The following is a 26718-nucleotide window of genomic DNA, read 5'->3' on the forward strand; positions in this document are numbered from 1 at the left end:
GCTGATGTCATCAACCATGTCTCTCGATATCAAGCGTCGCTCGGCCACGACGACGCCTGCTCCCAGTGCGCGCGAAACGCACAGCGGCGAGGTGGCCAAGCTCATCGATGTCTCCAAGTGCATCGGGTGCAAGGCCTGCCAGACCGCCTGCATGGAGTGGAACGACCTGCGCGACGAAATCGGCACCTGCGCGGCCGGCGTCTATGACAACCCGACCGATCTGACCGATCAGTCGTGGACCGTCATGCGCTTTACCGAGTACGAGAACGAAGCGACCGGCAACCTGGAGTGGCTGATCCGCAAGGACGGCTGCATGCACTGCGAGGACCCGGGCTGCCTGAAGGCCTGCCCCTCGCCGGGCGCCATCGTGCAGTACAGCAACGGCATCGTGGACTTCCAGCAGGACCAGTGCGTGGGCTGCGGCTACTGCGTCACGGGCTGCCCGTTCAACATCCCGCGTATCTCCAAGAAGGACCACAAGGCCTACAAGTGCACGCTGTGCTCGGACCGCGTGGCCGTCGGCCGGGAGCCTGCCTGTGTCAAGACCTGTCCCACCGGCGCCATCATGTTCGGCACCAAGGAGGCGATGAAGGACCAGGCCGAGCACCGCATCGGCGACCTCAAGCGGCGCGGCTATGCCGAGGCGGGCCTGTATGACCCGCAGGGCGTGGGCGGCACCCATGTGATGTACGTGCTGCATCACGCGGACAAGCCTTCGCTGTACAAGGGCCTGCCCGACGACCCGAAGATCAGCCCCATGGTGTCCCTGTGGAAGGGCGTGGCCAAGCCGCTGGCCATGGCCGCGCTGGGCGCAGCTGCCGTCGGCAGCCTGTTCCACTACATCACCAAGGGCCCGAACGACGTGTCCAAGGAACTGGAAGACGAAATGGACCGCAAGGACCAGGAAGCCGCTGAAAAGGAGGCCCGCCGATGAAACGCAACCCACGTGACCTGGTGCGCTACAACGCATCGGAGCGTGCCAACCACTGGGTGGTCGGCATCTGCTTCATCCTGCTGGCACTGTCGGGCCTGGCGTTCTTCCACCCGGCCTTCTTCCCGCTCACGCAGCTGTTCGGCGGCGGGCCGTGGACACGCATCCTGCACCCCTACATCGGGGTGGTGATGGCGCTGTTCTTCATCATCATGGCGCTGCGCTTCTGGCGCCTGAACGTGGTCGAGCCGCGCGACATCGAGTGGCTCAAGAACGTCAACAAGATGATCGACGGCGACGACCACGACATGCCCGAGCAGGGCAAGTACAACGGCGGCCAGAAGCTGCTGTTCTGGGGCCTGGTCATCGGCATGCTGGCGATCACCGTGACCGGCGCGCTCATGTGGCGCGCCTGGTGGACGCTGCCCGTCAACGTGGTGCGCGCCGCCTCGGTGGTGCACGCCATTGCGGGCGTGTGGATGATCGGCCTGATCATCATGCACGTGTACGCGGCCATCTGGACCCGGGGCACCATCCGCGCCATGCTGTACGGCACGGTGACACGGGCCTGGGCCAAGCAGCACCACCGGGGGTGGTATCGCAAGATGACCGGTGATAATGACTGACACCCCCTGAGCGGCTTACGCCGCTTCCCCCTCTCTACTCGCTGCGCGAGGGAGGGGGACGGCACCCTCGGTGCGGGACGGCCCTTCCTCGGTGCCCCTCGCCTTGGGCCGCGCCAGTTTTCACAGACATGGCGTCATACTAGGCATCAGCCTGAGCACCCAGCCGCCCAGCGATCCGGGCGGCTGTTTTTTTGGGATTCATTCCAATGCAACGCATTCTTCAACCCGGCGATATCGAGTCGCTGGACCACACCAGTTTTCCGCGCGTGCTGCTGCCGCAGTTGCCGGCGCTGTTCGTCGAGCGGGCGGCGCGGCTGCGGCAGCTGGCCGAGGGCAATCCGATTGCCGACTATCTGCGGTTTGTGGCGCAGATCGTGGACGCGCAGGCCAAGGCGGCCGGGCAGCTGACGCTGGCCGAGCCCGATGCGGCGCTGATCGCGCGGGCGCAGGAGCATTCCATGCCGCTGCTGCCTGCCGCCGACCATATCGATGCCGCCTGGCATGGCGTGCTGGACCGCATGCTCGATGCCCTGTCGGGCGCCGACGGCCTGCCAGCGCCGCTGCAGCCGCTGCTGCAGGAGCTGCGCGCGCTGGACACGGCCGGGCGTGACGAGATCGCGCAGCGGCTGCTGCAAAAGGAAGTGGCGGCCCGCCACGTGGGCATGGCGCCCTTTGTGATGGCTGCGCTGCAGGTGGTGTTTGCCACGCGCGCCAGCGGCCTGAACGCACGCGACGTGCCCTATACCGATCCCGCCTCGATCTGTCCCGTCTGCGCCAGCGAGCCCGTGGCCAGCGGGTTGCGCATTGGCGGCAAGGCCGCAGGCCATCGCTACCTGCACTGCGGCACCTGCTGCACGGAGTGGCACATGGTGCGCGTCAAGTGCTCCCACTGCGAGTCGACCAAGGGCGTCGAGTACCAGGGCATCGATGGCGCCGGCGATACCGTGCTGGCCGAGACCTGCGAGGAATGCGGCAGCTACCGCAAGGTGGTCAACCAGGAAAAGGACCCGATGGCCGAGCCCCTGGCCGACGACCTGGCCTCGCTGATGCTGGACCTGCTGATGGGCGAGGAGACGCGCTTTCAGCGCGCCAGCGCCAATCCCCTGCTCTACGTGGCCTTTGCCGAGGAGCAGGACGAGGCCGGCGACGCGCTGATCGACCCCGCCACGCCTGCTGCCTGACCCTTTCGCACACCATGACCGATACCGCCGCCACCTCTGCCGCTTCCTCCACCCCGTCCGCGCTGCGCCTGCCTGCCGTGGACAAGGTGCTGCTGAGCGCCGACATGCTCGCGCTGCGCGAGCGCCACGGCCTCGATGCCTGCACCCAGGCCGTGCGCGAGACACTGGCACAGATGCGGGCCGATGCGCAGGAGCGGCTGCGGTCCGGCGAGCCCGATGCAGGCGCGCCCGGCATCACTGAGGTGATCCAGGCGGCCGGCCTTCGCCTGGCGCGGCGCTTTGCACCCCGTCTGCGCACGGTCTTCAACCTCACGGGCACGGTGCTGCACACCAACCTGGGCCGCGCCCTGCTGCCGCAGGAGGCCGTGGATGCCGTGGTGGCCGCCATGACGGCGCCGGCCAACCTGGAGTACGACCTGGAGGACGGCGGCCGTGGCGACCGCGACGACCTGATCGAATCCCTGGTCTGCGAACTCACGGGCGCCGAGGCCTGCACCGTGGTCAACAACAACGCCGCCGCCGTGCTGCTGACCCTGGCCACGCTGGCGGGCGGGCGCGAGGTCATCGTCTCGCGCGGCGAGCTGGTGGAGATCGGCGGGGCCTTCCGCATCCCCGACGTGATGACGCGCGCGGGCGCCACCCTGGTCGAGGTGGGCACCACCAACCGTACCCATGCGCGCGACTACGAAGGCGCCGTCGGCGAACACACCGGCCTGCTCATGAAGGTGCACTGCAGCAACTACGCCATCACCGGCTTCACCAAGGCCGTGAGCGACGCCGAGGTGGCATCCATTGCCCACGCGCACGGCCTGCAGATGGTGGTGGACCTGGGCAGCGGCACCCTGGTCGACCTGCGCGAATGGGGCCTGCCCTACGAGGTCACGGTGCGCGAGACCATCGAGTCGGGCGCCGACATCGTCACCTTCAGTGGCGACAAGCTGCTGGGCGGTCCGCAGGCCGGCCTGATCGTGGGCCGCAAGGACCTGATCGCCCGCATCAAGAAACACCCGCTCAAGCGCGCGCTGCGCTTGAGCAAGCTCACCCTGGCCGCGCTGGAGCCCACGCTGCGCCTGTACCTGCACCCCGAAAAGCTGGCCGAGCGCCTGACCACGCTGCGCCTGTTCACGCGCCCCCAGGCCGACATGCAGGCCCGCGCGCAGGCGCTGCAGCCGCTGGTGCAGCAGGCGCTGGGCAGCCGCTATGTGGTGGAGACCGCCGAGATGAACAGTCAGATCGGCAGCGGCGCCCTGCCCGTGGAGAACCTGCCCAGCTGGGGCCTGCGCCTGCATCCGGCCGACGGTCGCCAGGCCGGCCGCCAGCTCACCCGGCTTGAAGCGGGCCTGCGCGGCCTGCCCCGCCCCGTCATCGGCCGGCTGCATGACGACGCGCTGTGGCTGGACCTGCGCTGCCTGGAGGCAGCCGACGAGCCGGCCTTCACCGAACAGCTGCCGCTGCTGCACATCGCCTGAGGACGAACGCATGATCATCGGCACCGCCGGCCACATCGACCACGGCAAGACCACCCTGGTGCGCGCGCTCACGGGCGTGGACACCGACCGCCTCAAGGAAGAGAAGGCGCGCGGCATCTCCATCGAGCTGGGCTATGCCTACACGCCGCTGCCCAATGGCGAGGTACTGGGCATCATCGACGTGCCCGGCCACGAAAAATTCGTGCACACCATGGCCGCAGGCGCCGTGGGCATAGACCACGCCCTGCTGGTGGTGGCGGCCGACGACGGCGTCATGCCGCAGACGCGCGAGCACCTGGACATCCTGCAGCTGCTGGGCGTGCGCGAAGGCACCGTGGCCCTGACCAAGGCCGACCGCGCCACGCCCGAGCGCCTGCAGCAGGTGCGTGCCGAGATCGAGTCCCTGCTGGCGCCCACGGCGCTGGCCGGCGCCCCGGTCTTTCCCACCGCCGCCGCCCAGCCCGGTGACACGGGCGTGGCGCAGCTGCGCGAGCACCTCATGGCGCGCGCCCAGTCCATTCCCGCGCGGGCCAGCGACGGACTGTTCCGCCTGGCCGTGGACCGCAGCTTCACGCTGCCCGGCCAGGGCACCGTGGTCACGGGCACCGTGTTCGGCGGCCAGGTGAAGGTGGGCGACACGCTGGTGCATTCGGCCTCGGGCACCGAGGTACGCGTGCGCAGCCTGCATGCCCAGAACCAGGCCAGCGAGCGGGGCCTTGCCGGCCAGCGCTGCGCGCTCAACCTGTCGGGCATTGCCAAGGAAGCCATCACGCGCGGCGACTGGATCGCCGACGCACGGCTGCTGCAGGCCAGCGACCGGATCGACGTGCGCCTGCAACTGCTGGCCGATGCGCCATCACTGGCCCAATGGACGCCTGTGCATGTGCACATCGGTACGGCGCGCTGCACGGCCCACGTGGCCCTGCTGCAGGACCAGCCGCTGGGTCCCGGCGAGCAGGCCATCGTCCAACTGGTGCTGGACATGCCCGTACATGCCCAACCCGGCGACCGGCTCATCGTGCGCAATGCCCAGGCCAACCGTACGATTGCGGGCGGCAGCGTCATCGACCCCTTTGCTCCCGCACGCAAGCGCCGCAGTCCCGAGCGCACGGCCTATCTGCAGGCGCTGGAATCGCTGATTGCCACCGGGGACGCCAGCGCGCTGGTGCAAGGCGCGGCGCACGGCATTGCCACGTCGCAGCTCATGCGCCTGACGGGCCGCGCATCCGTGGCCACGGACAACGTCGGGCACCGGCTGCACCGACTTCCACTGGCCGAGGGCGACACGCTGTTGCTGGGTGACGCACGCTGGACGCAGCTGCGCGGCCAGGTGCTGGACAGCATGGCGCGCTTTCACGAAAAAAACCCCGACGAGCCCGGTGTGAACGCGGCACGCCTGCGCCGCATGGCACTGTCCGGCCTGGTCCATGCAGGACATGACGCGCTGTGGAAAGGCCTGCTGCAAACGCTGCTGCAGGATGGCAGCCTGGCCTCCAGCGGCGCCTGGCTGCACCTGCCCGGCCACAGCGTGCAACTGTCGGACAGCGAAACACAGATCGCCCAGAAACTGCTGCCGGCCATCGAAGCCGGCCGCTACGACCCGCCCTGGGTGCGCGACCTGGCACGCGACAACGCCATCGGCGAGGAAACCGTGCGCCAGCTGCTGCGCAAACTCGCGCGCCAGGGACTGCTGTTTCAGGTGACCAAGGACCTGTTCTACTCCGCCGCCCGCACGGACGAACTCGCCGCCCTGGTGCGCGAACTGGCCGCCGCCACCCCCAACGGCGAAATCCAGGCCCACGCCTTTCGCGATGCCACAGGCCTGGGCCGCAAGCGCGCCATCCAGATCCTCGAATTCTTCGACCGCATCGGCTACACCCGCCGCCTGCGCGACGCCCACCTGCTGCGCCCCGATGTGCAGTGGACCACTGGCGGAAATTCGCTCACCCCACCCAAAAGCTGAGCCATGACGCTCCCATGGGACCGCTACAATAGCCGGTTTTGGGCATAGCACCTGCAATGGCGCGGCCCAACCCGGGGACGCCGAGCAAGAGCCGCCTTGCGGCGGGGGCGCCTAGCCGATGGCGTCGTCCCCCTCCCTCGCGCAGCGAGTAGAGAGGGGGAAGCGGCGCCAGCCGCTCAGGGGGTGCCTAACATCCTGGAAAGCATACGCACCCGGTGGTGCGCCCGGGCTTCAAACCCGGTCAGGGGCGTCAGCCGCTCCTGGGTAGGTTCGACTCCTGCTGCTTTCCGCCAATCCCCCGACTCTGATCCCAGCCAGGTTCCGGCTATTGCAAGGGCACGACGATGGCCACGCGGCGGTTCTCCGCCGCATCGCTGGGCACCACGGGCATGGCGCGGCCCAGGCCCTTGACCTCGATATCCTGGCGCGCCAGGCCGGCTTCGGCCAGCACATCGGCCACGGCTTCGGCGCGGCGCAGCGACAGGCGCATGTTGTAGGCATCGCTGCCGCGATCGTCCGTATGGCCTTCCACGCGCAGCCGCTCTATGCCCACGCCCTTGAGCGCCCGCCCCAGTTCCAGCACCTTGGTGCGCGCCTGGGCGCCGACTTCGGCCGAGTCAAAGCCGAACAGCAGCTTGCCCGACATCTGCAGCTCCCAGCCCTGCTCCGCCTGTGCAAAGCCCTGGCTGCGCAGCACTTGCTGCTGCTGCTCGGTCAGGCCCTGCGGCGTAGGCGGCGCCTCGGGCGCCGCCTTGCAGCCCGCCAGCGCAAGGGCCAGCACAGCGGCCGCACCTGCGCCGCACATCCGGGTCCAGCTCCGTCGTTTCAACATGTCATCCTCCTGTGACTCGTTCGGCCTGGCGCATGGCCTTGGCCTGGTACATGGCCTGGTCGGCATGGCGCATCAGCGTCTCCATGCTCTGGCCATGCTTGGGAAAAAGGGCCACGCCCGCACTGACCGAAGGCTGCAGCACCACGCCTTCGCTGACCACCAAAGGCTCATGCATGGCGGCCTCTATCTTGTCCCGCACCATCTGCGCATCGCCGCCCCCGCCCACGGGATAGAGCAGGATGGCGAACTCATCGCCGCCCAGCCGCGCGACCAGATCGCTCTCGCGCACCTGCGAGCGCAGTCTTGCGCCTACGGCCTTGAGCAGCACATCGCCCACAGCATGGCCGTACGCGTCGTTGACCTGCTTGAAGCGGTCGTTGTCCAGAAACAGCACGGCCAGCTTCTGTCCGGTTTCGGCCGCGTTGTCCAGCGCCTGCTGCAGGCGCTGCTCGAAATGCAGGCGGTTGGCCAGCCCCGTGAGGCTGTCTCGCGAAGCCTGGCGCTCCAGGGCCGAATTTTGCTGCTGCAGCCGCTCGTGGCGTGTCTGCAGCTCGGCCAGCAGGGCATTGAAGTTGTCTCCCAACTCGCGCAGTTCGGCAATGCGCGCCAGCGGCACGCGCTGGTCCATGGACCGGTCATGGCGCACGGCGTGCGCCACGCGCGCCAACTGCTGCAGCGGTTCGGCAATGTCGCGCAGCATGCGGCGCGATTGACGCAGCCCCACATAGCCGCTCACGCCGACGCACAGCACCAGCACGATGAAGCCTGCGCCCAGAAAGCGGACCAGGCCCACGCCATCGCTGGACAGCTGCACGCTCCCGACCAGGCGGCCATCCTGGCGCACATCGGCCTCGGCGCGCGGCAGGCCTATGCCTATGGCCAGCAGCTCACCCACGCTGGACAGCGCCGAGCCGCCATGGCCCGACCACTGCACGAACGGGCGCTGCTCGGCATCGAAAACCTCGGCATGGGCCACGCCTTCGCCGCGCAGCAATTGGTCCAGCACGCGGGCAGCCTCGTCACGGTCACCGAAGACCAGCGATGCCTCGACCGTATAGGCCAGCGAACGTGCCACCAGATGCAGGTTGTTGGACAGGTAAAGACGCAGGGTGGCCACGCCGACGATGAGCAGCAGCGCGCCCGCAAGCGCAATGGCCACCGCCGCCATGCGCATGTGCGCGCGGCGGATCACGTTGCGCAGGGAGGCGCTGCCGGACAGGAACAACTTCATGGCAACGTCCTGTGGCGCGCAAGCTGCAGCACCTTGGGATTGACGCGCAGGCCGCTGCGTGCCACGGAGTCGAGGCTGACCTCGAAGCCCGCGCCCTCGCCACGGCGGCGCAGGCAGAACATGGCGCCGATGCGGCACAGCTCTCCCCGCTCGCTGATGGTCAGCAGCGGCCGTCCGGCCAGTTGCTCCATGAGCTTGCGCCAGGCCGCTTCATCGAGCTGGCCGGCATAGATGCCTTCGCATTCGGCCAGGATGCGCGCATCGGAAAGCACGACGCGCCGGACTTCCAGCCGCTGGCTGCCCACGGTCTGCGGGGCACCATTGAGCAGGTCATCGGCATATTCGGTGGAGCCCACCACGCACAGCCGCAGCACCGCGCTTTCCGTGGGCCAGCGCGTGTAGCCCAGGATGCCTAAGACTGTGCGTGTCACGCCCAGCTCATGCTCGTCGGCCGATGGTTCGGCATGCGCCTGCCCCACCAGCCCCACCCAACCCGTTTGCAGCGCCAGCAGGCACACGGCCACCCAGGCCCAGGCGGGCGGCAGGCCCTTGATCCTGCCACCCATGCACCACCTGCGGGATGGGAGAAGTGAGCGCTGCGAGCGCTGTGAGCGATTTATGCGAACAGCCAACCAAGGCTCCTTGAACGGGAAATCCATGCATTGCACCACGACGGCGCATCGAAGCATTTTTTCACATATCGCCCGCCTCGGAGCACCCGGAGTGTCGCGCTGGGTCATCATCCTTTCTTAGTCGCTGCGGCACATCAAGGCGCCGCGGCAGGCAGGCGGTAGTGATAGGCGTAGAGCGGATGAAAGCCCAGGCTTTCATACAGCCCGCGCGCCACCCGGTTGGGAGCCCGCACCTGCAGCTCGGCCCATTGCGCCCCCTGCGTCCGTCCCCAGTGCAGCAGGCCGCACACCAGCGCACGGCCCAGCCCCCGCCCGCGCATTGCAGGTGCGATGACGATGTCATACAGGCCCACGCAGCCGCGCTCCAGCACGGCCAGGCCGAACCCGGCCACCTCGCCCCCGACGCGCAGCGTGGCAAAGGCGGCGGGCCAGGCAATGGACTGCAGCATGTGGTGATGCGCCTGCCTGTGACGGGGCGGCACGGCGCCGGCCTCGGCAAAGCCTTGCAGCCAGGCCGCACCGGGCCGGGCATCCATGGCGAGGGTCCAGCCTTTTTCGTCCGCCGGCTGCGCCATGTCCGCCAAGTCTGCGCGCATCACGAGCGAAGGATCGGCCAGCAGGTAGCCGGCCTGCGCCAGCTGGGCATCGGCCTCGGGGCTGGCCAGGGGCGAGAGGCGGAAGACGGGCGGCAGGCCCTGGCCTTGGTAGAAGGCTTCGATCTGCGCCAGCAAGGCGCCAAGGCGGGCGCCGGGCTGATGGGCATTGGCCGAGTTGGCCCGCTTGGTATGGCCCTGCGCGGCGCGCAGCAGCCAGTCCCCGCAGAGCACGGTGCGCTGGGCTGGCCAGGCGTTGAAGCCGCGCTGCTCCACGCCGACCACCGTCTCGGGATCGCAGTCCACGGATGCGCGGTCATGAGCGAAAGACTTGGACATGCCCGCTTGTACCATGGCCGCACGCCGTGCCCGCCCATAATATGGCGCGCCGCCGCGCCGCCGCGCTGGCGGCAGGCACTCTTTTCCACTACTGCGATCGCCCCCGTTCGCCGGATTGCTCCATGACCACAGACACCTCCCAAGCTCCCCGACTCACCTCGCTGTCCCATGGCGGCGGCTGCGGCTGCAAGATCGCGCCGGGCCTGCTGGCGGAGCTGATCGGCAAGAGCGCGCTGCCCAAGCAGTTCTTCCCGGACCTGCTGGTGGGCACGGAGACCGCTGACGACGCCGCCGTCTACCGCATCAACGACGAGCAGGCCATCGTGGCGACCACGGATTTCTTCATGCCCATCGTGGACGATCCGTATGACTTCGGCCGCATCGCCGCGACGAATGCGCTGTCCGACATCTACGCCATGGGCGGCCAGCCGCTGATGGCCCTGGCCATCGTGGGCATGCCCATCAATGTGCTGCCGCACGACACCATTGCCAAGATCCTGGGAGGCGGCGAGTCGGTCTGCCGCGATGCCGGCATTCCACTGGCCGGCGGCCACTCCATCGACTCGGTCGAGCCCATCTACGGCCTGGTGGGCATCGGCATCGTCAACCCGCGCCAGATGAAACGCAACGCCGACGCCAAGGCCGGCGATGTGCTGATCCTGGGCAAGCCGCTGGGCGTGGGCATTCTGTCGGCCGCGCTCAAGAAGAACCTGCTGGACGAAGCCGGCTACCGCGCCATGGTGGAGGCAACCACCTTGCTCAACCGCCCCGGCACGGCGCTGGGCAAGATGGACGGCGTGCACGCGCTGACCGATGTGACGGGCTTCGGCCTGCTGGGCCACGGCCTGGAACTGGCACGCGGCGCGGGCCTGACGGCGCGCATCGACAGCCGCAGCCTGCCCGTGCTGCCCACGGTGCAGGGCTTTGCCGAGCAGGGCGTCATTACGGGCGCCTCGGGCCGCAACTGGGCCTCATATGGCACGCAGGTGGTGCTGGGCGCCGGCATCACCGATGCGCAGCGCGCGCTGCTGACCGATCCGCAGACCTCGGGCGGCCTGCTCGTATCGTGCACGCCCGATGTGGCGGACCAGGTGCTTGCGTTGTTTGCCGAACAGGGCTTTGGCGATGCAGCCATCGTCGGCCGCATGGAAGCGGGCCAGGCCCGCGTCGTGGTGGACTGAGCCAGGCAACCAGTCAAGCGAAACGGGGGCCTGGGCCCCCGTTTGCATTGCATGCCGGATGCAGCCCCCTCAGGCGGGCACTGCATCACGCCGGACAGCGGATGTCACTCGCTCACGGTCTGCGTCTTGTAGGCCGGGCTGGCCTGGATGGCGCTGTCGGTGAACGGCAGCTTGAGCCACTGGCGCGCACCGTAGGCCTTGGTGTAGTCCGCATAGTGGGCCGAGGCAGGATCGTCCGACAGCGAGAAGGTCAGGAAGGTATGGGCCTCCACTCCGGCCGCCGGGAAGCTCACCACCTGCATGTAGCTGTTGCCGTGCGGCTGCCCGTCCATGCTGTAGCCGCCCTGCTCTATCTTGTTTTCCGAGCAGGTGATGGTGAAGTAGCCCACCTCGCCGCATCCGCCATACAGTGCCGTCTTCTCTCCGCCACGCTGCGAGAACAGCACGGTGCCGCGCGCCGCATCCATGGCAAAGCCGCTGGCCTGCACGGCCTTCACTGCTTCGGCGAACGCCTTTTGCAGCGCCGCCTTGGCCGTGGGCTTGATGCCACGCGGCGTGTTGACGGGGTCGGCCGCATCGAAGGGCACGGCATACAGGTCGGCCGATTTGATCTGGCTGGCCACGCGCTTCCAGAACTCGTCCCAGACATGGGAGCCCCTGGATGCCGCCGTGCCCGTGCCGTCCCAGGCCTGCAGCGCCGTGCAGGCAGCCGAGACGTCCACCGTTTCACCCGCCGAGGACACGGGGCCTGGACAGACCTGGGCCAATGCCTCGTCCTTGAAGCGCGCGCTGTAGACACGGCTGTCCAGCACCATCTGGCGCACGATGTCGCTGGTGGCCAGCTTGCCCGGATAGCCGTCCGTGCCCGCCAGCCGCTGCAGCGCCATGGTGTGGCCCAGGCGCGTGCGCAGGCTCTGGGCTGAAGAGGTGGAGCCGAAGATGGCCGGATAGCCGGTCAGCGGTGCCGAGGCATTGGACAGCCAGTAGCTGTCGTTCATGTTGCCCACGTAGTCGCCACGCAGCAGGCTGGGCATGCGTGCCGGGCCGATGGCGCCGGCCTGCACCGAATCCGCATCCGAGCCCCAGTCGCACTGGCTGCTGCCGCCGGCCAGCACCGGCACCTGGGGCAGCGCCGCGTTGATGGCTGCCGAGGCCGGCGTGGCGCAGGCCTGCAGCTGCGCGGGCGGCACGTTGGGCACGGCGCCTATGTCGGCATACCAGACCTGGGCGTTGCCGCGTCCCGCAGCGACGGTGTTGACCCAGGGAATGGCCGACTCCTCCTTCTGGATGCGGATGAACTCGTCCAGCGACTTGGCCTGGTTCCAGCGCAGCCAGTTGCGGAAGGTGCGGTAGTTGTAGGCGTTGATGTCGCGGATGGCGAACACGCTCTGCGTGGTCCAGCCCAGCGCCGGGTCCATGGCGCCGAGGTTGACCACGGGGCCGTGAACGGTCTTGTACAGCGTGCGCGTGACCTGGTCCTGCCCGCCGGAGGCATTGCGCACGCTCACCGTGATCCTGCTGGCCTGCATGGCCTCGGTCTTGCCGTCGCGCACATAGCGGGTCGGATCATTGGGCGCCAGCTGGTACATGAACAGGCCGAAGCGCCGCGCCGTGGACACGGTATGGCTCCAGGCCACGTCGTTGTTGAAGCCGATCAGCACCATCGGGATACCCAGGAAGCTGGCGCCACTGACGTCGATCTCGCCCGGAATCGTGAGCTGCGATTGGTAGAAGCGGTCCGGCCCCTTCCAGTACCAGTGCGGATTGCCGAACAGCACGCTGCTGCCGCCGCCCGTGGCCTGCTGGCCGAAGCCGTACATGTTGCTGCCTATGCCCGTGGTGCCGCCCACCTGCAATGATGGCGCCACCACCTGGCCCGGCTTGAGCGCGGCCAGCTGCGTCGCGGCCGACCGGCCCTTTGCCGGCTTGGCCGAGGCCGTTGCCGCCGCAGCCGCTGCAGGCGGCACGGCATTGGCGATCTGGGCCACGAAATTGCTGTAGCCGCCGGCCAGATTGGCCGTGTACATGCGCCGCCAGATGTCCTGGGCCGTGATGGCCTGCACCCAAGGCTGGCCCGCGCAGGCCGCATTGGCCTTGGCCCCGGCGGGGGTCTCGCGCACCACGCGGTTGTAGCCTGCCACGAAGCCATCGACCAGTTGCTTGAGCTTGTCGGGCTGGGCCTGGATCATGGCGGCCACGGCGTCATCGGAGACGACATGGCGGAAGAAGAAGTCCGAATCGATGTTGCGCGGCCGGTCGATGGTGCTGTCATAGACGGCCTGGGCATCGCCGCCGAAGTGGCGCGAACGCTCCCCGCGGTAGGTCAGGAAGGAGTCGGCCATGGTGCACAGGTTGTCCTGCGCCTGGGCATAGCCCGCACCATAGCCCAGGCCCGTCCAGTCCTTGGCCTTGATGTGCGGAATGCCCATCTCCGTGCGGCGGATCTCCGCGCTGTACTTGCTGCCGGAGCCGTCTCCCGAACCGCCGCAGGCCGCCAAGGCGGCCAGGGCTATCAATGACAAGGGTTTCCATCCACTGCGAAGCGCTGGGTGCATGCTTTGTCTCCTGGTGTTATGCGTACACAAAGGCCCCGGTCTGCCACGGGGCCCGCATCAGCATAGGAGCGAGGCAAGGCACTGCCTACCCGGCAGTTTCACTAGGAAATGTCTGATGCCCGACAGTCGATGTGGACAGCCACCCAGCTCTCCATCGGCCAGCACGGGCAGAAGACTCAGGCGGCAGATTCAGCCAGCTGGCTCAGCGCCGCCGTCATGCGCCGGTCGATCTTGCGGCTGAGCACCACCGAGGTATAGGTCTGCTGTATGCCGTCGATCAGGCCTATGCGGTCCAGCAGCGCGTCGAGCTTTTCGTTGCTCTCGCAGCGCACGAACACCATGTAGTCGTACTGGCCGCTGACGGCGGAGACTTCCTCGACCTCGGTGAAACGGTTGAGTGCCTGCATTACTGAAGTGGCCGTCTTGGGCTGCACGCGAATGCCGCAGTACGCGCGCACCGCAGACTGCTCCACGCGCGCACCCAGGCGAACGCCGTATCCGGCGATCACGCCTTCCTGCTCCAGCCGGGCAATGCGGGCCACCACCGTCGTGCGCGCCAGATTCATCTGCCGGGCCAGATGCGCGGTGGAAGCCCGCGCATTGGTCTGCAGCAGGCGCAGCAGTTGGCGGTCGGTTTCATCAAGACGGTATTCCATGCAGTTCCCTGGACGTCAACGGCAAGAGCCTATGGCGGCGGCTCGGACGTGTTCAACATTTCGGCAGATATATCCACCAATCCGGCAATTCTATGCGCTGCAAATCGTCGCTTTCATCAACAAGATCCTCGTTTCATCCGAAACCGCCGCATCTGGAGTGCATCCCCATCCCGCATCGCCCAGCAGCGACGGCACATGGGCACCACCAGGCAAGAGTAATGGCTATCAGAAACAAAAGTAACAAATTACAAATCCACCGACACACCCCGATGCTCCGCCGCTGCATGTCACCCGGCTGGGACCTCGCATAAATACTTAGCATGCATCCCATCCTTCCTTTGGCGACGCTGCTCCGCGGGCAGGGCTGCCGCCTGCGGCCGTATTGGCCGGGCTCGACGGAACACGGCAAACCGCTTGGGAAGGCGCAGCACGCATGATGGATCAGTACTTGCAAATACATGCATTTCCGCTAGATTGGCCCCGCAGGCGTAAATTTTGTGAACTCAAGTTACCCCGCATCCGTCGGCTTCCGACGCAGGGCCTGCCCGCAGTTACGCGGCTTGCCGCAGCACGCCAAAGGAGGGTTTCCGATTTCCCGCTGCCCGCCGGACCGCTCGTTCCCCATGACAAGGGCATGCCCGGCATGCCCGACGAACGCGCGCAGTGTCCGGTGCCTCCATTCAGTCTCCACAGGGGAGACATATGTCATATCGCGCCGTATCTGGAGATCCGTGGATTTCACAAGCTGCAACGCCCTGGCGGGACAGCTTTGTGCTGGGCGGGGTGCTGTTTCTGTGCTCGGCCGTGGCGCTGGGCCTGCGCTCTCCGGGGCATCTGTCATCTCTATGGCTGTCCAACGCCCTGCTCCTGGGCTGGATGCTGCGCAGCCCCGCCTACAGCCATAGACACTGCTGGACGGCGGCCGCCGTGGCCATGGCGTTGGCCGAATGGTTGTCGGGCAGCCCGCTTGACCAGACCCTGTGGCTGACTTTCGCCGATCTGGCAGCCGTGGCCTGCGGCTGGGTGATGATGCGGCGCCTGCCGCTGCGGGTGCGGCAGATGCGCTCCCCCTCATCGGTGCTGCACCTGGTGATGTGCAGCCTGCTTGTGAGCGTGGTCGGCGCCGTGCTGGGCTCGGTGGGCATGCACCAGCTGATGCATTGGCCCTGGCAGCCCATGATGGCCATGTGGTTCAGCAGCGAGCTGATGCACATGACCCTGTTGCTGCCCGTTCTGTTGAGCTTTCCCGCAAGCCTGGAGCCGCTGTCCTGGCGTGGCCAGCCGTTCAGGCAGATCGTGCAGGCCCTGCTGCCGCTGTTGGCCCTGGTGATCTCCGAGGCCATTGCCATCTACCTGGGCGGGCCGGGCGCGATGTCCCTGAGCATGCCGGCCATGCTGCTGTGTGCCATGCGCTACCGGCTGTTCGTGGTCGCCCTGCTCAACCTCGCCAGCTGTGCCATCAAGCTGGCCACATTTTCAGATGTACTGCTCACCTCGCCCAGTTCCGAACTGGAGACCACGTTCTCGTTCCGCCTGGGCCTGGCCATGCTGTCCATAGGCCCGCTGGCCGTGGCCTGCACGCTCATGGCCTTCAAGGACATGCTCAGCAAACTGCGCCATGCAGTGAACCACGATGCGCTGACCGGCCTGCTGGCACGCACCAGCTTTCTGGAGCGCGCTCAGCGCACGCTGGAGCGCCTGCAGCGCGAGCACCAGTCGGGCGCCATGCTGATGCTGGACCTGGATCACTTCAAGCACACCAACGACCGCCACGGCCATGCCGCTGGCGACCGGGTGCTGCAGGAAGTCTCGGCCCGCCTGTCGCAGGCGCTGCGCCCGCATGAACTCATAGGCCGCCTGGGCGGCGAGGAATTTGCCGTGCTGCTGCCTGGCGCCGACTGCACCACGGCCAGCGCCGTGGCCCAGCGGCTGTGCGAAGCCACGCGCGAAATCCGCATCGAGACAAGCGATGGCGCAACCATCTGCCCCACGCTGAGCATTGGCATCGCCTGCACGAACATGGCCCAGCCTCCGCTGGGTTTGAGCGCCTTGCTGCGCACGGCCGACACGGCGCTGTACCAGGCCAAGGCCAGCGGCCGGGACCGGTATTTCGTGGCGGGCGAGCGGCCGGACGAGGCCGGTACACCGGCCTTTGCCTGCGAGCATTCCGGGGGCGCCAAGGCGGCCTGACACCAGGCGCCGCCTCGGCGTTTTGCCCGCGCTCAGCGCAGGCGGCGGGCGCCGTTTCCTTCGTCGAGCTTGAAGCCCGCCACGGCCTGGGCCAGCTGCACGGCCTGTTGCTGCAGCGATTGCGCAGCCGCCGTGACCTCTTCCACCAGGGCGGCGTTCTGCTGCGTGACCTGGTCCATCTGTCCAATGGCGCTACCCACCTCGGCAATGCCACGGCTTTGCTCCTGGCTGGCGTTGCTGATCTCGGCCACCAGCGTGCTGAGCTTGCGCACGCCGTCCACGGCCTGGTCGATGGTGGTGCCCGCATTGCGCACCAGCCGGCTGCCCGTGTCGATCTGGCCCACGGAATCGTCGATCAGCGCCTTGATCTCCCGCGCCGCCGTGGCGCTGCGCTGGGCCAGCGTGCGCACCTCGCTGGCCACCACCGCAAAGCCACGGCCCTGCTCGCCGGCACGGGCCGCTTCGACGGCAGCATTGAGCGCGAGGATGTTGGTCTGGAAGGCGATGGAGTCGATCACGCCGATGATGCTTTCGATCTTGCGTGCCGACGCCTCGATGCCACCCATGGTCTGCACCACCTGGCCCACGGCCTCACCGCCCTGCGTGGCGATCTGCGAGGCGCTGGTGGCCAGCTCGCTGGCCTGGCGGGCATTGGCCGCGTTTTGCTGCACGGTTGCCGTGATCTGCTCCATGGCGGCTGCCGTCTGCTCCAGCGAGCTGGCCTGCTGCTCGGTGCGTGACGACAGGTCCTGGTTGCCGCCCGCGATCTCGGCCGACGCCATGCGCACCGATTCCGACGATTCGCGAATGCGCAGCAGCACCGTGGCGATCTTGTCCACGAACTGATTGAAGGACTGGCCGATCTGCGCCAGTTCGTCCCGGCCTGCCGCCGTGAGGCGGCGGGTCAGATCGCCCTCGCCGGAAGCAATGTCCTGCAATGCATCGCGTGCCACGGCCAGGCGCATGAGCATCCGGCGCAGCACCACGGTCAACAGCACGGCCGTACCCAGCACGGAAAGCGCGGTGATGAAGGCGGCCACCTGCAGCAGCGCGCTTACGGAATGCGTGGCCTGTGCGCGGTCGATCACTACGGCCAGCGTCCAGGGCGTGCCCTCCACCTTGGCGGCGTAGACCATCTGCGGCTCTCCATCGAGCACCAGGTCGGCACGTCCGCCCTGCTCGGCCAGGCGCTTGATCAGGGCCGCATCGAGCTCCGGTGCAATCGCCGAAGCGGGCTTGAGCGCCAGCTCGGGCCTGGCGTAGGCCAGCAGACGGCCTTCGCCGTCCATCAGAAAGGCGAAGCTCTTTTCCTGGGGGCGTATGGCCGCCACTTTCCTGGACATGGCCGCCAGCCGCACATCGGTGCCGACGACGGCCGTGATCGCGCCCGAGGCCCCGACCGGATCGACAAAGCTGATCGTCAGCTCACCCGTGCTGGCGTCCACGTAGGCCGGCGTGACGCCCGGACGGCCTTCCCGCACGGCCTGCTTGAACCAGTCGCGCTGGGTGCCGTCGTAGTTCTCCGGCATGGGATGGGTGAACACGGCACGCTTGTCCGCATGCACGAAGTAGGCGTCATCGAAGCCGCCGGCCTGCTGGCCTGCCAGCAGGAAAGGAATCGGGTCCGGCTGTTGCACCGCCGTTTTCAGCGAGCCGGTGATGCGCTGCTTGTCCTGGACCCAGTCGGTCAATGCGGCTGCATGGGCCTGCGTGAGCTGGCCGATGTTTTCGTCGATGCCGGACAGCGTGCTGCCGCGCGCCGTCCAGAAGGTGGCCATGGACAGCGCGAACAGCGCGGCCACTGTGATTGCCACGCAGATGAGGATCAGGCGGGCACGAAGTGTTTGAAACATGATGCGTAGTAAAGGCAAAAACGAGGGCTGTGGATGCCCACCGAGCCTATCCGAGACACACCGGCCGCCAGAGCTCAAAGAGTGCGTACTTGCCCTTGCAATTGCACGCTTCCTGGCTGCAGGTGATCCGCTGCACCACCCCTTCGAGCAAGCAGCGCTTTGCTCGCAACGCCACCGGGGCCTGAGTCGTCAGGTTTTTGCAAGTTATCGTCACATCCTGGACGGATGCATGCTATAGTGTCAATTTGTAACACAGACATTTCCCGCCCTGCAGGCGGGATCTTTTTGTCGCAAACGCCAGGGCCTTGCAACAGGGTCCTGCCGTTTGCGCCGCGCACCCTGTGTTTTTCCCTCCCTCATATTTTTGGGGTGCACCATGCGGCCTTTTCTTGCCCTTCCTGGACTGCCATGGATCCATGAAGGCCCCTGACCAGGATCGGCAGGGAGCAGGATACAAAATGTTTCATCTTGATGCAAAGATGCCGATAAGCAGGCAGACCTGTCATTCAAGGGGAGAGAAACATGAAGCGATGCATCATCAAAGTGGCCGGCGCCTGCTACACGGCCCTGTTTCCCAGCACCTGCGCAGCGGTGGCAGATGCGATGACCCGGTTTCCATACGCCACAAAAATCAGCGTCAGACTCGCCTAGACTCAGGCAACATGGGAACCTGTTCTCAAACAGGCTCTCTGACAATACGCCTGTCGTCATCCGGGTGTTGCGCGGCAGTGTAGGCTCACTTTGCCAAAAGCTCTCCCGGATTCCTTTATATTGGCAGATCAACATTCATTGATATACATGACCACAGACTACAAGACACTGCTGCAGCAGAAAGCCCAGCTCGAAGCCCAGATCGCCGAAGTGCTCAAGACCGAAAAGTCCGGAGCCATTGCCCAGGTGCGCACCATCATCGACCAATACGGATTGACCGAGGCCGATGTCTTTCCCTCGTCCAAAGCCAAGACTGGCGCTGGTTTTCGCGTGGTCGGCGTTCCCAAGTACCGCGATCCGGCCACCGGTGCGACCTGGACCGGCCGCGGCAAGCAGCCCCGCTGGATTGAAGGCAAGGACCGCACTCCCTTCGCCATATGAGGTCCGGCGCAGCCCGCCCCCTGGCAGCCACTAAGCTGCGACAGAGCCCGCCAAGTGCGGGCTTTTTGTTGCCAGAAGCAAGGGGTTAACCCTATTGCCCAGAAGTTACAAATTCTTCAATGTAGTGCTGATGTGTGAGCCGAGAGGTGCCTGCATGTTTCGGTACCCAAGCAATCACAACAAGGGAAACAGCAGGTATCGCACAGGGAACTGTCCTACACCTGCACTCTCCAAAATCATGATGCCCACGTCATTGCAGCACCCGCAAGCCATGGGCATCCCGTCACGCAACGGCAAGGCCCCAACGGCCACTGGAGCAATCCGCCACCACCACGAACCATTTTCCAGCCGAGCCAGGGAGACTATCTCCTCCCTCCCCTCTCACTGACTTACCCTGGCAGGCCCGCAAGGGCCACGGCTTTTCTCTGCAACAGGACCGCCCCCGGCGGTCCTTTTTTTTCTGCACGCGCTATCGCAGGGCTGGCACAGCGTTGCCAACCTTGAACACGGCCACCATGCCCGACAGGCGCTGCGCCTGGTCGCTCAGTGCAGCCGCTGCCGCTGCGGACTCCTCCACCAAGGCCGCGTTTTGCTGCGTCATCTGGTCCAGATGGCTGACGGCTTGGTTGACCTGGCCAATACCGTCGCGCTGCTCGGTGGAAGACGCCGTGATCTCGCCAATCATGTCCGAGACCTTGCGCACGCTGCCCACGATGTCATCCATCACCTGGCCGGCCTGGGCGACCTGGGCAGAGCCTTCCTGCGCGGCATCGACCGAGGTGCTGATCAGCCCCTTGATCTCCTTGGCGGCCTCTGCGCTGCGATGGGCCAGGGCCCGCACTTCGCCAGCCACGACAGCGAAGCCACGGCCCTGCTCACCCGCGCGGGCCGCTTCCACGGCGGCATTGAGCGCGAGGATGTTGGTCTGGAAAGCAATGGAGTCGATCACGCCGATGATGTCGGAGATGCGGCGTGCGCTGTCGCTGATGCGGTCCATGCTGGCCACCACATGGCCCACCACGGCGCCCCCGCGCTCGGCCGCCTGGGCGGCGCTGCCGGCCAGATGATTGGCCTGGCGCGCGGTGTCGGCGGCCTGGCCCACGGTCGCGGTCAGTTGCTCCATGCTGGCGGCCGTTTCCTCCAGGTTCGACGCCGTCTGCTCGGTGCGCGAAGACAGGTTGTGATTCCCGGCGGCAATCTCGGTGGATGCAGTGGAGATCGAGTGCACGCTGTCACGCACCTCCGTCACCAGGCCACGCAGCCGTGCCGCCATGCCCGAGACCGAGCGCAGCAGATGACCGAATTCGTCCTTGCGGCTGTCCTCGGCAGACACGGTAAGGTCGCCCTGCGCAATGGCATCGGTCAGTTGCACGGCTCGCTCCAGCGGACGCGTGATGGCACGCGTCAGCACGAAGGCCAGCGCCAGTCCGGCCAGGAGCACCACGCCCTGGACAATCCAGGCCAGCACACTGGCCTGTTGGCGCGCGGCCTGGGCCTGCTCCATGGCCGCATCGCGCTGGCTGCGCTGCAGCTGCACGAAGACTTCCAGCGAGTCCACATAGCGGCCGATGGCACCCAGGTACTGTTGCTGGACGAACTCGCGGAACGCCGCGGCATCGCCCGTCAACTTGATCTCGCGGGCCCGCTTGTTCAGCGCCAGCACCTCGGCACGGATGCTGGCGATGCGCTCCAGCGCAGCCTTGTCTGCCTCGCTGGCACCCTTGACGATCTCGGCCTGCAGCTTGGTGATCAGGCCAGAGCCCTCCTTGACCCGGCCGTCGAGCAGGCGCGTCAATTCCTCATCGGTGGAGGCATTGCTGGCCAGCACCCGCTCGCCCGTGGTTTCCGTTGCGCCCTTCCATTGAATGGCCAGACCGATGCGGTTCTCATATTCGGACAGCGTCTGCATGCCCTGGTCCATGGCGCGGGCCGCCGCAAACTGTGCCCACAGCGATACCGCAAGCATCATCGCCAGCAAGCCGCCCAGCGTGCCCCAAAGCTTGGCGGACACGCTCCATTGATCAAATTTCATTCGTAGAACTCTCGTCGGAAAAACTGAACAGAGGAAAGGTGAAACAACAGGCCACGCGCACTAGCGCCGGCCGTCTTCCGGTGAAAAGCCCCGCCATATCGACATGGCCCATCAATCCGGAAAAGATGACTTGCTTTTTCGTCAGAAATACCGGGAACTTGAGGCTGCGCGCGGGCAGACCCGATATCACCCGCTGTGCACAACGCGGAACAGTGCATATGCAGTGGCAAGCGCCGGTGACATCGGATGCAAAATGCAATGACGCTTGCGGCTGCCGCGCCATTGAATGCCTGGGCTTGGAAGCTGCCAGCCGCCGTCTTTCGCACCTGCAAGTGCATAACACGCTGTGGATGTGTCACTCGATACCGATCGCCTCTATGTACTGATTGCGCCGCTGAGCATTTTGCTGCTCAGCTGCACGCTGGCCGTGTGCTGGCTGGTGCAGCGTCGCCAGCGCTATCTGCTGTGGATTGCCGGCGGCTATGCCCTGGTTTCCCTGGCGCTTGCATGGCAGAGCATTGCCCCCCGCGAACAACTCCACCATTGGGCCGTGTACACAGGCGCCATGTACCTGTTTGGCACCTGGTGCTTTGCGCGCTGCATGGCGGGGCGTTACGGGGTCTCGGCCCATCCCGTGCTGGGTTTGCTCATAGGTGCGGTGGTTGTGGCCGCGCTGTACTACTACAGCCGGATCCAGGTCGATCTGTGGGTACGCGTGCATTGGCTCAACACAGGCCTGGGCCTGCTGCAGTTGCTGCCGGCGCCCGCCATGCTGCGGCGCCGGCCACCGCAGGATTGGCTGGAGAGAATGCTCTACTGGTCCTACGTGGTGTTTGCCGGCTACACCGCCGCCCGGCCGCTGCTGGTGCTGGCCCTGGGCAGCACCGACCTCAATGAGATTGCTCGCTCCACCTACTGGCTGGTGACTCTGGTCAGCACGCTGTCGTTTGCTCTGCTGTTCACCCTGATGCTGCTGGCCTGCACGGTGCGCGATGTCTTCACCGCGCTGCGCCAGGAGCGCAACCACGACTCGCTGACCAACCTGCTCAACCGTCGCGCCTTCCAGGAGGCCGCCGAGCTGCGCCTGGCCGATTCGCACATGGCGCCGGTTTCCGTGCTGATCGGCGACATAGACCACTTCAAGCGCATCAACGACAGCTGGGGCCATGACTGTGGCGACCGCGTTCTGCAGGCCGTGGCAAGGACCTTGCAGCAGCATGTGCGCAGCGACGATCTGGTCTCACGCTTTGGCGGCGAGGAATTCGTGCTGCTGCTGATGCGCACCACGCCCGAGGAGGCCGAGCGCGTGGCCGAGCGCATACGCGCTCAGCTCAGCGCGGACGGCTATGTGCTGGCAGCCGGCCAGCGGATCACCATCAGCTTCGGCATCGCCCCCGTGGCCGCCAACACCGCCCTGACCGATGCGCTGACGCGCGCCGACGCCCTGCTCTACTCCGCCAAGCAGGCAGGCCGTGACCGTGTGCACGTGGCCGCGGACCCCGGCCGCAAGCTGCCCCAGACCGCCTGACAAAGGAAGCAAGGAACGCCTTGCTCGGGCTTGCGCCCGTCAAAACTCGCTGAAAAGAAAAGCCCGCCGGGCAGTGGCGGGCTTGTTCGTCATCAAGGCAGCGTGGGCGCCTTACTTTTTCGCATCCTTCAGGGCTTCCTTCACATCGCCCAGCTTTTTCTGAGCCGTGCCTTCGACCTGCTTGGCAATGCCCTTGGCCTGCTGTTCGGGGCTGTCGATCAACTCGCCAGCCTTTTGCTGCACCTTGCCTGCGGCATCCTTGAGCGTGCCCTTGATCTGATCCGTGTTCATAGCTGCGTCCTTTGCTGCAAGAGCTTCTAAAAAAGGGATGGATCCTTGCAGACCCGACGCAACGATAAGCGCGCCCCGCAAGGACAGGCGCCAGCGCTCGGCAACGATGAGCGTGGTCTCAGGCCTACAGCCTCATCTCTTCCCCGGAGCGCGGCCTGCCGCCATGCCTGTTTCGGAGCGCAGGCGTTTCAGTGCCTCGTCCACCACCGCTTCCTTGTGCGCCTCGAACAGGCCTGCCGCAGCGTCCTTGTGCTCTTGCAGCAACTGGCACAGGCGCGAAATTTCCTCTCTCAATCCCGCCGCACCCTGCTCGATCTCGGCCTGGTCGGCATCGCCGGCTTCGTCCAATTCGAAGCTGCGCCGTATGCGCGCAACGATTTCTGCATTCATGGAACGGTGGCCGGCCTTTGCCGCTTCCGAGATGCGATCACGCATGCCATCCGGAAAACGGACGATGAAGCGCTCCTGGGTTTCGCTGGGAAAGGGTTTGCGTTGCATTGCGCGATGGTACCTGCCGGATGCAAATTCAGATTCATGCCTAGTTGACATGATTCCAAGTTGGCATAAAACTCGAAACGACCCGCCCGGGGGCTGTGCAAGCCCACATCCACGCCCTCGAACCACCAGCCCTGAATCCAGGACACATTGCGCAAGGACAGAACCATGCCGGACACAGACATGCCAGCCTCCGTGCATCCTGCGCAGGCCGTCGCCAGCCCGCCCGACCCGGAGACCCTGGCAACAGATGCGCTATGCCACATCAGCGCAGCGCTGAGCGTGCTGGAAATGCATGTGGAAAGATCCAGCCGCGCCATGGTGATCGGTGTCCGCGACCTGCTGCGCGGCTATCACCTCAAGGCGGACCGCGCCGCTGCCGAGCAACCGGTGGAGGCCCTGGCCAGCAGCGTGCTGCCACAGATGTCCGCCGACCTTCAAGGCCTGCTGGAAATCATTGACCGCGTGAACGACGACGAGACGGACGACCCCATCCTCTATGCCGTGAGCTACCTGCTCAGGGCGGCCAAGAGATTCTCGGATGCGGCGCCGCAGGCCTAGCAGCCTGCGCATCGCCGCTTTCCATCACTCTTCGTTGGTCCACTCCACCCGAGCGCCCAGACTGCGCAGGTTCTCCACGAAGTGCGGATGCGCACGGCGAATCGGCGTGGCGTTGCGGATCTCCGAGCGGCCCTCGATGCTGCTGGCGACCATGAACAGCGCAATCGCCACGCGGATGATGTAGGGGCTCTCCACCACGGCCGGCGTCAGCGGATTGCCGCCGAAGGTGACCACACGATGCGGGTCCGAAGAAAACACATGGGCGCCGAACTTGGACAGCTCGCCCGTCCAGCCCAGCGCGCCGTCGTAGATCTTGTTCCAGAACAGCGCATTGCCCTGCGCATGCACGCCCAGCGCAATGAAGATGGGCAGCAGATCCACCGGAAAGTACGGCCAGGGAGCGGCTTCCACCTTGGTAAGCACATTGCTGGTGAACGGCGTCTGCACCTTCAGCGGCCCCGAGCGCAGCGCGCGTGACCAGCCGTTCTTGTGCTCCACCTGCACGCCAAACTTGGCGAAGGTGCGGTCGATCAGCGGAAAGTTGTCCGGCGTGCTGTTGCGCACCTCCACATCGCCGCCCGTGATCGCGCCCAGCGCGAGAAAGGTGGTGATCTCGTGGAAGTCTTCCTCGAAGGTGAACTCGCCGCCGCTCAGCGGTGCGCCGCCACGCACCGTCAGCCGCGAGGTGCCGATGCCGTCGATGTCGGCGCCCATCATCACCATGAAGCGGCAGAACTCCTGCACATGCGGCTCGCAGGCCGCATTGGTCAGCATGGACTCGCCCTGCGCGGCCACGGCGCACAGCACGAAATTCTCTGTCGCCGTGACGGAGGCGTAGTCCAGCCAGTGGCGCACGGCCTTGAGCGGCTGTGCGCTGTGGATCAGCAGCGAGCCGCTGGCGCGCTCCACCTCACCTCCGAAGGAGCGGAAGATGTCCACGTGCGGATCGATCTCACGCACGCCCAGCGTGCAGCCCTTGACGTTGTCCTCCAGCCGCGCCACGCCAAAGCGCGCCAGCAGCGGCGGCACCAGCATGATGGAAGAGCGCATCTCCTCCGGCAGGCGATGCGACGATGCATCAAAGCGCGTATCGCGATGATGCAACTGCAGCGTGCGTGTGGTTTCGTCCAGTTCCACCTCGCTGCCCAGCGTGCGGAAGATGTCCAGGATCTTGCGCACATCGGTGATGTCCGGCACGCCATGCAGCCGCAGCGGCTGATCGGTCAATAGCGTGGCGCACAGGATCGGCAACACGGCATTCTTGTTGGCGGAAGGAACGACGCGGCCGCGCAAGGGCGTGCCGCCGTGGACGATGAGATTGGACATGGGGGTGCAGCGCAAGCAGCGAAAGGACAACGCGTGATTCTAGGGTTGCCAAGCCCCCCCGGCGGACCTGCATCGGCTGCGCGCACCCGCTGTTTCAACAGGTTTCTTCTCTGGATCGCCAACCCGACAACAAAGCGTCAGGCTCTGCCCTGGAGTTCGTGCCCGTAGACGATGAAGCCACGATGCTCGGCCACCTGGTCATACAGCGCACGGCCCGCTTCGTTGGAAGACTGCGTCTGCCAGTAGACACGGCGCGCTCCCGCCAGGGATGCCTGCTCGTAGACCGCGCGGATGAGCGACTTGCCTATGCCCTGCTTGCGCCGGCGTGCATCGGCAAACAGATCCTGCAAATAGCACACGGGCTCCAGCCGCGTGGTGCTGCGGTGGAACAGGTAGTGCGCCAGGCCCACCAGTTCACCCTCGCTCTCTGCCACCAGCGCAAACACCGGCTCCAGCGGATTGAGAAAGCGCTCCCAGGTCGCCTGCGTGATGTCCTCGGGCAGCGCCGTCTCGCCAGCGCGCCCGTAAAAGGCGTTGTAGCCCTGCCAAAGAGGAAGCCATTGCTGATGGTCCGCCTGTGCAACGGGCCGGATCTGAAGCGTGGGAACGGAGGACATGGAACTCCTGGCAAATGAGATGGGGATCCCGAATTCTAGGGACTGCCAGCCGCCGCAAAGCCGTTGCCGACGCGCTGCTCACACCTGTGAAGACCTGCGGACAGGCCGCACAGCACGTGCGCAAAACACATACGCAGCGTACAGACCCGGCCTACATGCGGCCACAAACTTGACCCGCACGGAAACGCCGCGAAACCAATTGAAATAGATCCCGTCAGACGCCACGCTCCCCAAAGGCTTCCGAAATCACATGACGGAGATACAAGATGCATCGAGTCGTTCCCACAGAAAGCTTCAACCCGGACCCGGATGCCCGCTACCACCGCAGCCTGCTGGAAGCCTTTCCCGTGCGCGGCGGCCAGCAGTTGTTGCTGCTGCGCATGGAGCCAAGGCCTCTGCTGGAACGCCTTTCAATGCTTGGGCTGCGCATTCTGAACCGCATCCGCAATTGAACTGGCAAGAACCACCAAACACTCCCGAGAGCTGCACGATGCGCCACCTCTTCCTCGTATTCCTGTGGTCTGCAATCTGCGCCATCTCCTTT

The 26718-nt window shown here is 66.1% G+C and carries 23 protein-coding genes and 1 tRNA gene; 12 read left to right on the plus strand and 12 right to left on the minus strand.

What is annotated here, in order from left to right; genetic code table 11:
• Positions 1-4 precede the first annotated feature (4 nt).
• The 6 genes from fdxH to PO605_RS10100 all read left to right on the plus strand — a co-directional run bounded on the left by fdxH (position 5) and on the right by PO605_RS10100 (position 6463).
• Positions 5-934 (plus strand): formate dehydrogenase subunit beta, encoded by a 930-nt coding sequence (gene fdxH / locus PO605_RS10075; RefSeq protein ID WP_012205325.1) that lies wholly within the window; start codon positions 5-7, stop codon positions 932-934.
• A complete protein-coding gene (locus PO605_RS10080; RefSeq protein ID WP_012205324.1) occupies positions 931-1557 on the plus strand; it encodes a formate dehydrogenase subunit gamma in 627 nt (208 codons plus the stop codon). The genes fdxH and PO605_RS10080 overlap by 4 nt, the downstream gene beginning before the upstream one ends.
• Before the next feature lie 206 nt (positions 1558-1763).
• Positions 1764-2738 (plus strand): formate dehydrogenase accessory protein FdhE, encoded by a 975-nt coding sequence (fdhE, locus tag PO605_RS10085; RefSeq protein WP_272206412.1) that lies wholly within the window; start codon positions 1764-1766, stop codon positions 2736-2738.
• A gap of 14 nt (positions 2739-2752) precedes the next feature.
• Complete coding sequence (selA, locus tag PO605_RS10090) at positions 2753-4207, plus strand: L-seryl-tRNA(Sec) selenium transferase (RefSeq protein WP_047472325.1); 1455 nt, start codon at positions 2753-2755, stop codon at positions 4205-4207.
• A 10-nt stretch (positions 4208-4217) separates the two neighbouring features.
• Positions 4218-6170 (plus strand): selenocysteine-specific translation elongation factor, encoded by a 1953-nt coding sequence (gene selB, locus PO605_RS10095; RefSeq protein ID WP_047472326.1) that lies wholly within the window; start codon positions 4218-4220, stop codon positions 6168-6170.
• A 197-nt stretch (positions 6171-6367) separates the two neighbouring features.
• Positions 6368-6463: transfer RNA gene (locus PO605_RS10100), tRNA-Sec, on the plus strand.
• Between the two features lie 32 nt (positions 6464-6495).
• On the opposite strand, the gene PO605_RS10105 is transcribed toward PO605_RS10100, so the two are convergent.
• From PO605_RS10105 to PO605_RS10120, 4 genes are all read right to left on the minus strand, one after another.
• Positions 6496-7002, minus strand: coding sequence for an OmpA family protein (locus PO605_RS10105; RefSeq protein ID WP_016446849.1), 507 nt, complete (start codon positions 7000-7002; stop codon positions 6496-6498).
• A gap of 1 nt (position 7003) precedes the next feature.
• On the minus strand, positions 7004-8233 hold the full coding sequence (locus PO605_RS10110) for a diguanylate cyclase domain-containing protein (protein ID WP_016446848.1): 1230 nt from the start codon (positions 8231-8233) through the stop codon (positions 7004-7006).
• Positions 8230-8799: a YfiR family protein gene (locus tag PO605_RS10115; protein ID WP_016446847.1), complete on the minus strand. Its 570-nt coding sequence runs from the start codon at positions 8797-8799 to the stop codon at positions 8230-8232. The genes PO605_RS10110 and PO605_RS10115 overlap by 4 nt, the downstream gene beginning before the upstream one ends.
• Positions 8800-8999: 200 nt before the next feature.
• Entirely contained in the window at positions 9000-9812 is an 813-nt protein-coding gene (locus PO605_RS10120) for a GNAT family N-acetyltransferase (RefSeq protein WP_047472328.1), read from the minus strand.
• A 107-nt stretch (positions 9813-9919) separates the two neighbouring features.
• Here PO605_RS10120 and selD point away from each other — a divergent pair, with 107 nt between their 5' ends.
• Positions 9920-10978 (plus strand): selenide, water dikinase SelD, encoded by a 1059-nt coding sequence (gene selD, locus PO605_RS10125; protein WP_047472329.1) that lies wholly within the window; start codon positions 9920-9922, stop codon positions 10976-10978.
• Between the two features lie 104 nt (positions 10979-11082).
• Here selD and PO605_RS10130 read toward each other — a convergent pair whose 3' ends face one another.
• Together PO605_RS10130 and PO605_RS10135 are read right to left on the minus strand one after the other, a co-directional pair.
• A complete protein-coding gene (locus tag PO605_RS10130) occupies positions 11083-13533 on the minus strand; it encodes a penicillin acylase family protein (RefSeq protein WP_047472331.1) in 2451 nt (816 codons plus the stop codon).
• A gap of 176 nt (positions 13534-13709) precedes the next feature.
• Positions 13710-14189 (minus strand): Lrp/AsnC family transcriptional regulator, encoded by a 480-nt coding sequence (locus PO605_RS10135; RefSeq protein ID WP_016446843.1) that lies wholly within the window; start codon positions 14187-14189, stop codon positions 13710-13712.
• A gap of 702 nt (positions 14190-14891) precedes the next feature.
• Between PO605_RS10135 and PO605_RS10140 the strand changes: the two genes are divergently transcribed.
• Positions 14892-16379 carry a GGDEF domain-containing protein gene (locus tag PO605_RS10140; protein WP_047472332.1) on the plus strand — a complete coding sequence of 496 codons (1488 nt, stop codon included), beginning with the start codon at positions 14892-14894 and terminating at the stop codon, positions 16377-16379.
• A 32-nt stretch (positions 16380-16411) separates the two neighbouring features.
• Here PO605_RS10140 and PO605_RS10145 read toward each other — a convergent pair whose 3' ends face one another.
• Entirely contained in the window at positions 16412-18232 is a 1821-nt protein-coding gene (locus PO605_RS10145) for a methyl-accepting chemotaxis protein (RefSeq protein WP_016454855.1), read from the minus strand.
• A 798-nt stretch (positions 18233-19030) separates the two neighbouring features.
• On the opposite strand from PO605_RS10145, the gene PO605_RS10150 reads away from it, so the two are divergent.
• A complete protein-coding gene (locus PO605_RS10150; protein ID WP_016446839.1) occupies positions 19031-19324 on the plus strand; it encodes an H-NS histone family protein in 294 nt (97 codons plus the stop codon).
• Between the two features lie 469 nt (positions 19325-19793).
• Here PO605_RS10150 and PO605_RS10155 read toward each other — a convergent pair whose 3' ends face one another.
• Entirely contained in the window at positions 19794-21356 is a 1563-nt protein-coding gene (locus PO605_RS10155) for a methyl-accepting chemotaxis protein (RefSeq protein ID WP_016446838.1), read from the minus strand.
• Positions 21357-21708: 352 nt separating this feature from the next.
• On the opposite strand from PO605_RS10155, the gene PO605_RS10160 reads away from it, so the two are divergent.
• Positions 21709-22884, plus strand: coding sequence for a GGDEF domain-containing protein (locus PO605_RS10160; RefSeq protein WP_272206413.1), 1176 nt, complete (start codon positions 21709-21711; stop codon positions 22882-22884).
• A 111-nt stretch (positions 22885-22995) separates the two neighbouring features.
• On the opposite strand, the gene PO605_RS10165 is transcribed toward PO605_RS10160, so the two are convergent.
• Both PO605_RS10165 and PO605_RS10170 read right to left on the minus strand, forming a co-directional pair.
• Entirely contained in the window at positions 22996-23175 is a 180-nt protein-coding gene (locus tag PO605_RS10165) for a CsbD family protein (RefSeq protein ID WP_016446836.1), read from the minus strand.
• A 132-nt stretch (positions 23176-23307) separates the two neighbouring features.
• Positions 23308-23724: an Arc family DNA-binding protein gene (locus PO605_RS10170; RefSeq protein ID WP_237426644.1), complete on the minus strand. Its 417-nt coding sequence runs from the start codon at positions 23722-23724 to the stop codon at positions 23308-23310.
• A 114-nt stretch (positions 23725-23838) separates the two neighbouring features.
• Between PO605_RS10170 and PO605_RS10175 the strand changes: the two genes are divergently transcribed.
• On the plus strand, positions 23839-24231 hold the full coding sequence (locus tag PO605_RS10175; RefSeq protein WP_016446834.1) for a hypothetical protein: 393 nt from the start codon (positions 23839-23841) through the stop codon (positions 24229-24231).
• 24 nt (positions 24232-24255) lie between these two features.
• Here PO605_RS10175 and PO605_RS10180 read toward each other — a convergent pair whose 3' ends face one another.
• Positions 24256-25557 (minus strand): UDP-N-acetylglucosamine 1-carboxyvinyltransferase, encoded by a 1302-nt coding sequence (locus PO605_RS10180; RefSeq protein WP_047474173.1) that lies wholly within the window; start codon positions 25555-25557, stop codon positions 24256-24258.
• A 137-nt stretch (positions 25558-25694) separates the two neighbouring features.
• A complete protein-coding gene (locus PO605_RS10185) occupies positions 25695-26174 on the minus strand; it encodes a GNAT family N-acetyltransferase (protein ID WP_016446832.1) in 480 nt (159 codons plus the stop codon).
• 266 nt (positions 26175-26440) lie between these two features.
• Here PO605_RS10185 and PO605_RS10190 point away from each other — a divergent pair, with 266 nt between their 5' ends.
• Positions 26441-26626, plus strand: a complete 186-nt coding sequence (locus PO605_RS10190) for a hypothetical protein (protein WP_017405224.1) — start codon at positions 26441-26443, stop codon at positions 26624-26626.
• Positions 26627-26718 lie beyond the last annotated feature (92 nt).

The organism is Delftia sp. DT-2, assembly GCF_028401915.1.
Taxonomy (GTDB): domain Bacteria; phylum Pseudomonadota; class Gammaproteobacteria; order Burkholderiales; family Burkholderiaceae_C; genus Comamonas; species Comamonas tsuruhatensis.

Coding starts and splice junctions, on each gene's coding strand:
- fdxH (WP_012205325.1), top strand. CDS start 5: ATGTCATCAACCATGTCTCTCGATATCAAGCGTCGCTCGGCCACGACG.
- PO605_RS10080 (WP_012205324.1), top strand. CDS start 931: ATGAAACGCAACCCACGTGACCTGGTGCGCTACAACGCATCGGAGCGT.
- fdhE (WP_272206412.1), top strand. CDS start 1,764: ATGCAACGCATTCTTCAACCCGGCGATATCGAGTCGCTGGACCACACC.
- selA (WP_047472325.1), top strand. CDS start 2,753: ATGACCGATACCGCCGCCACCTCTGCCGCTTCCTCCACCCCGTCCGCG.
- selB (WP_047472326.1), top strand. CDS start 4,218: ATGATCATCGGCACCGCCGGCCACATCGACCACGGCAAGACCACCCTG.
- PO605_RS10105 (WP_016446849.1), bottom strand. CDS start 7,002: ATGTTGAAACGACGGAGCTGGACCCGGATGTGCGGCGCAGGTGCGGCC.
- PO605_RS10110 (WP_016446848.1), bottom strand. CDS start 8,233: ATGAAGTTGTTCCTGTCCGGCAGCGCCTCCCTGCGCAACGTGATCCGC.
- PO605_RS10115 (WP_016446847.1), bottom strand. CDS start 8,799: ATGGGTGGCAGGATCAAGGGCCTGCCGCCCGCCTGGGCCTGGGTGGCC.
- PO605_RS10120 (WP_047472328.1), bottom strand. CDS start 9,812: ATGGTACAAGCGGGCATGTCCAAGTCTTTCGCTCATGACCGCGCATCC.
- selD (WP_047472329.1), top strand. CDS start 9,920: ATGACCACAGACACCTCCCAAGCTCCCCGACTCACCTCGCTGTCCCAT.
- PO605_RS10130 (WP_047472331.1), bottom strand. CDS start 13,533: ATGCACCCAGCGCTTCGCAGTGGATGGAAACCCTTGTCATTGATAGCC.
- PO605_RS10135 (WP_016446843.1), bottom strand. CDS start 14,189: ATGGAATACCGTCTTGATGAAACCGACCGCCAACTGCTGCGCCTGCTG.
- PO605_RS10140 (WP_047472332.1), top strand. CDS start 14,892: ATGTCATATCGCGCCGTATCTGGAGATCCGTGGATTTCACAAGCTGCA.
- PO605_RS10145 (WP_016454855.1), bottom strand. CDS start 18,232: ATGTTTCAAACACTTCGTGCCCGCCTGATCCTCATCTGCGTGGCAATC.
- PO605_RS10150 (WP_016446839.1), top strand. CDS start 19,031: ATGACCACAGACTACAAGACACTGCTGCAGCAGAAAGCCCAGCTCGAA.
- PO605_RS10155 (WP_016446838.1), bottom strand. CDS start 21,356: ATGAAATTTGATCAATGGAGCGTGTCCGCCAAGCTTTGGGGCACGCTG.
- PO605_RS10165 (WP_016446836.1), bottom strand. CDS start 23,175: ATGAACACGGATCAGATCAAGGGCACGCTCAAGGATGCCGCAGGCAAG.
- PO605_RS10170 (WP_237426644.1), bottom strand. CDS start 23,724: ATGTCAACTAGGCATGAATCTGAATTTGCATCCGGCAGGTACCATCGC.
- PO605_RS10175 (WP_016446834.1), top strand. CDS start 23,839: ATGCCGGACACAGACATGCCAGCCTCCGTGCATCCTGCGCAGGCCGTC.
- PO605_RS10180 (WP_047474173.1), bottom strand. CDS start 25,557: ATGTCCAATCTCATCGTCCACGGCGGCACGCCCTTGCGCGGCCGCGTC.
- PO605_RS10185 (WP_016446832.1), bottom strand. CDS start 26,174: ATGTCCTCCGTTCCCACGCTTCAGATCCGGCCCGTTGCACAGGCGGAC.
- PO605_RS10190 (WP_017405224.1), top strand. CDS start 26,441: ATGCATCGAGTCGTTCCCACAGAAAGCTTCAACCCGGACCCGGATGCC.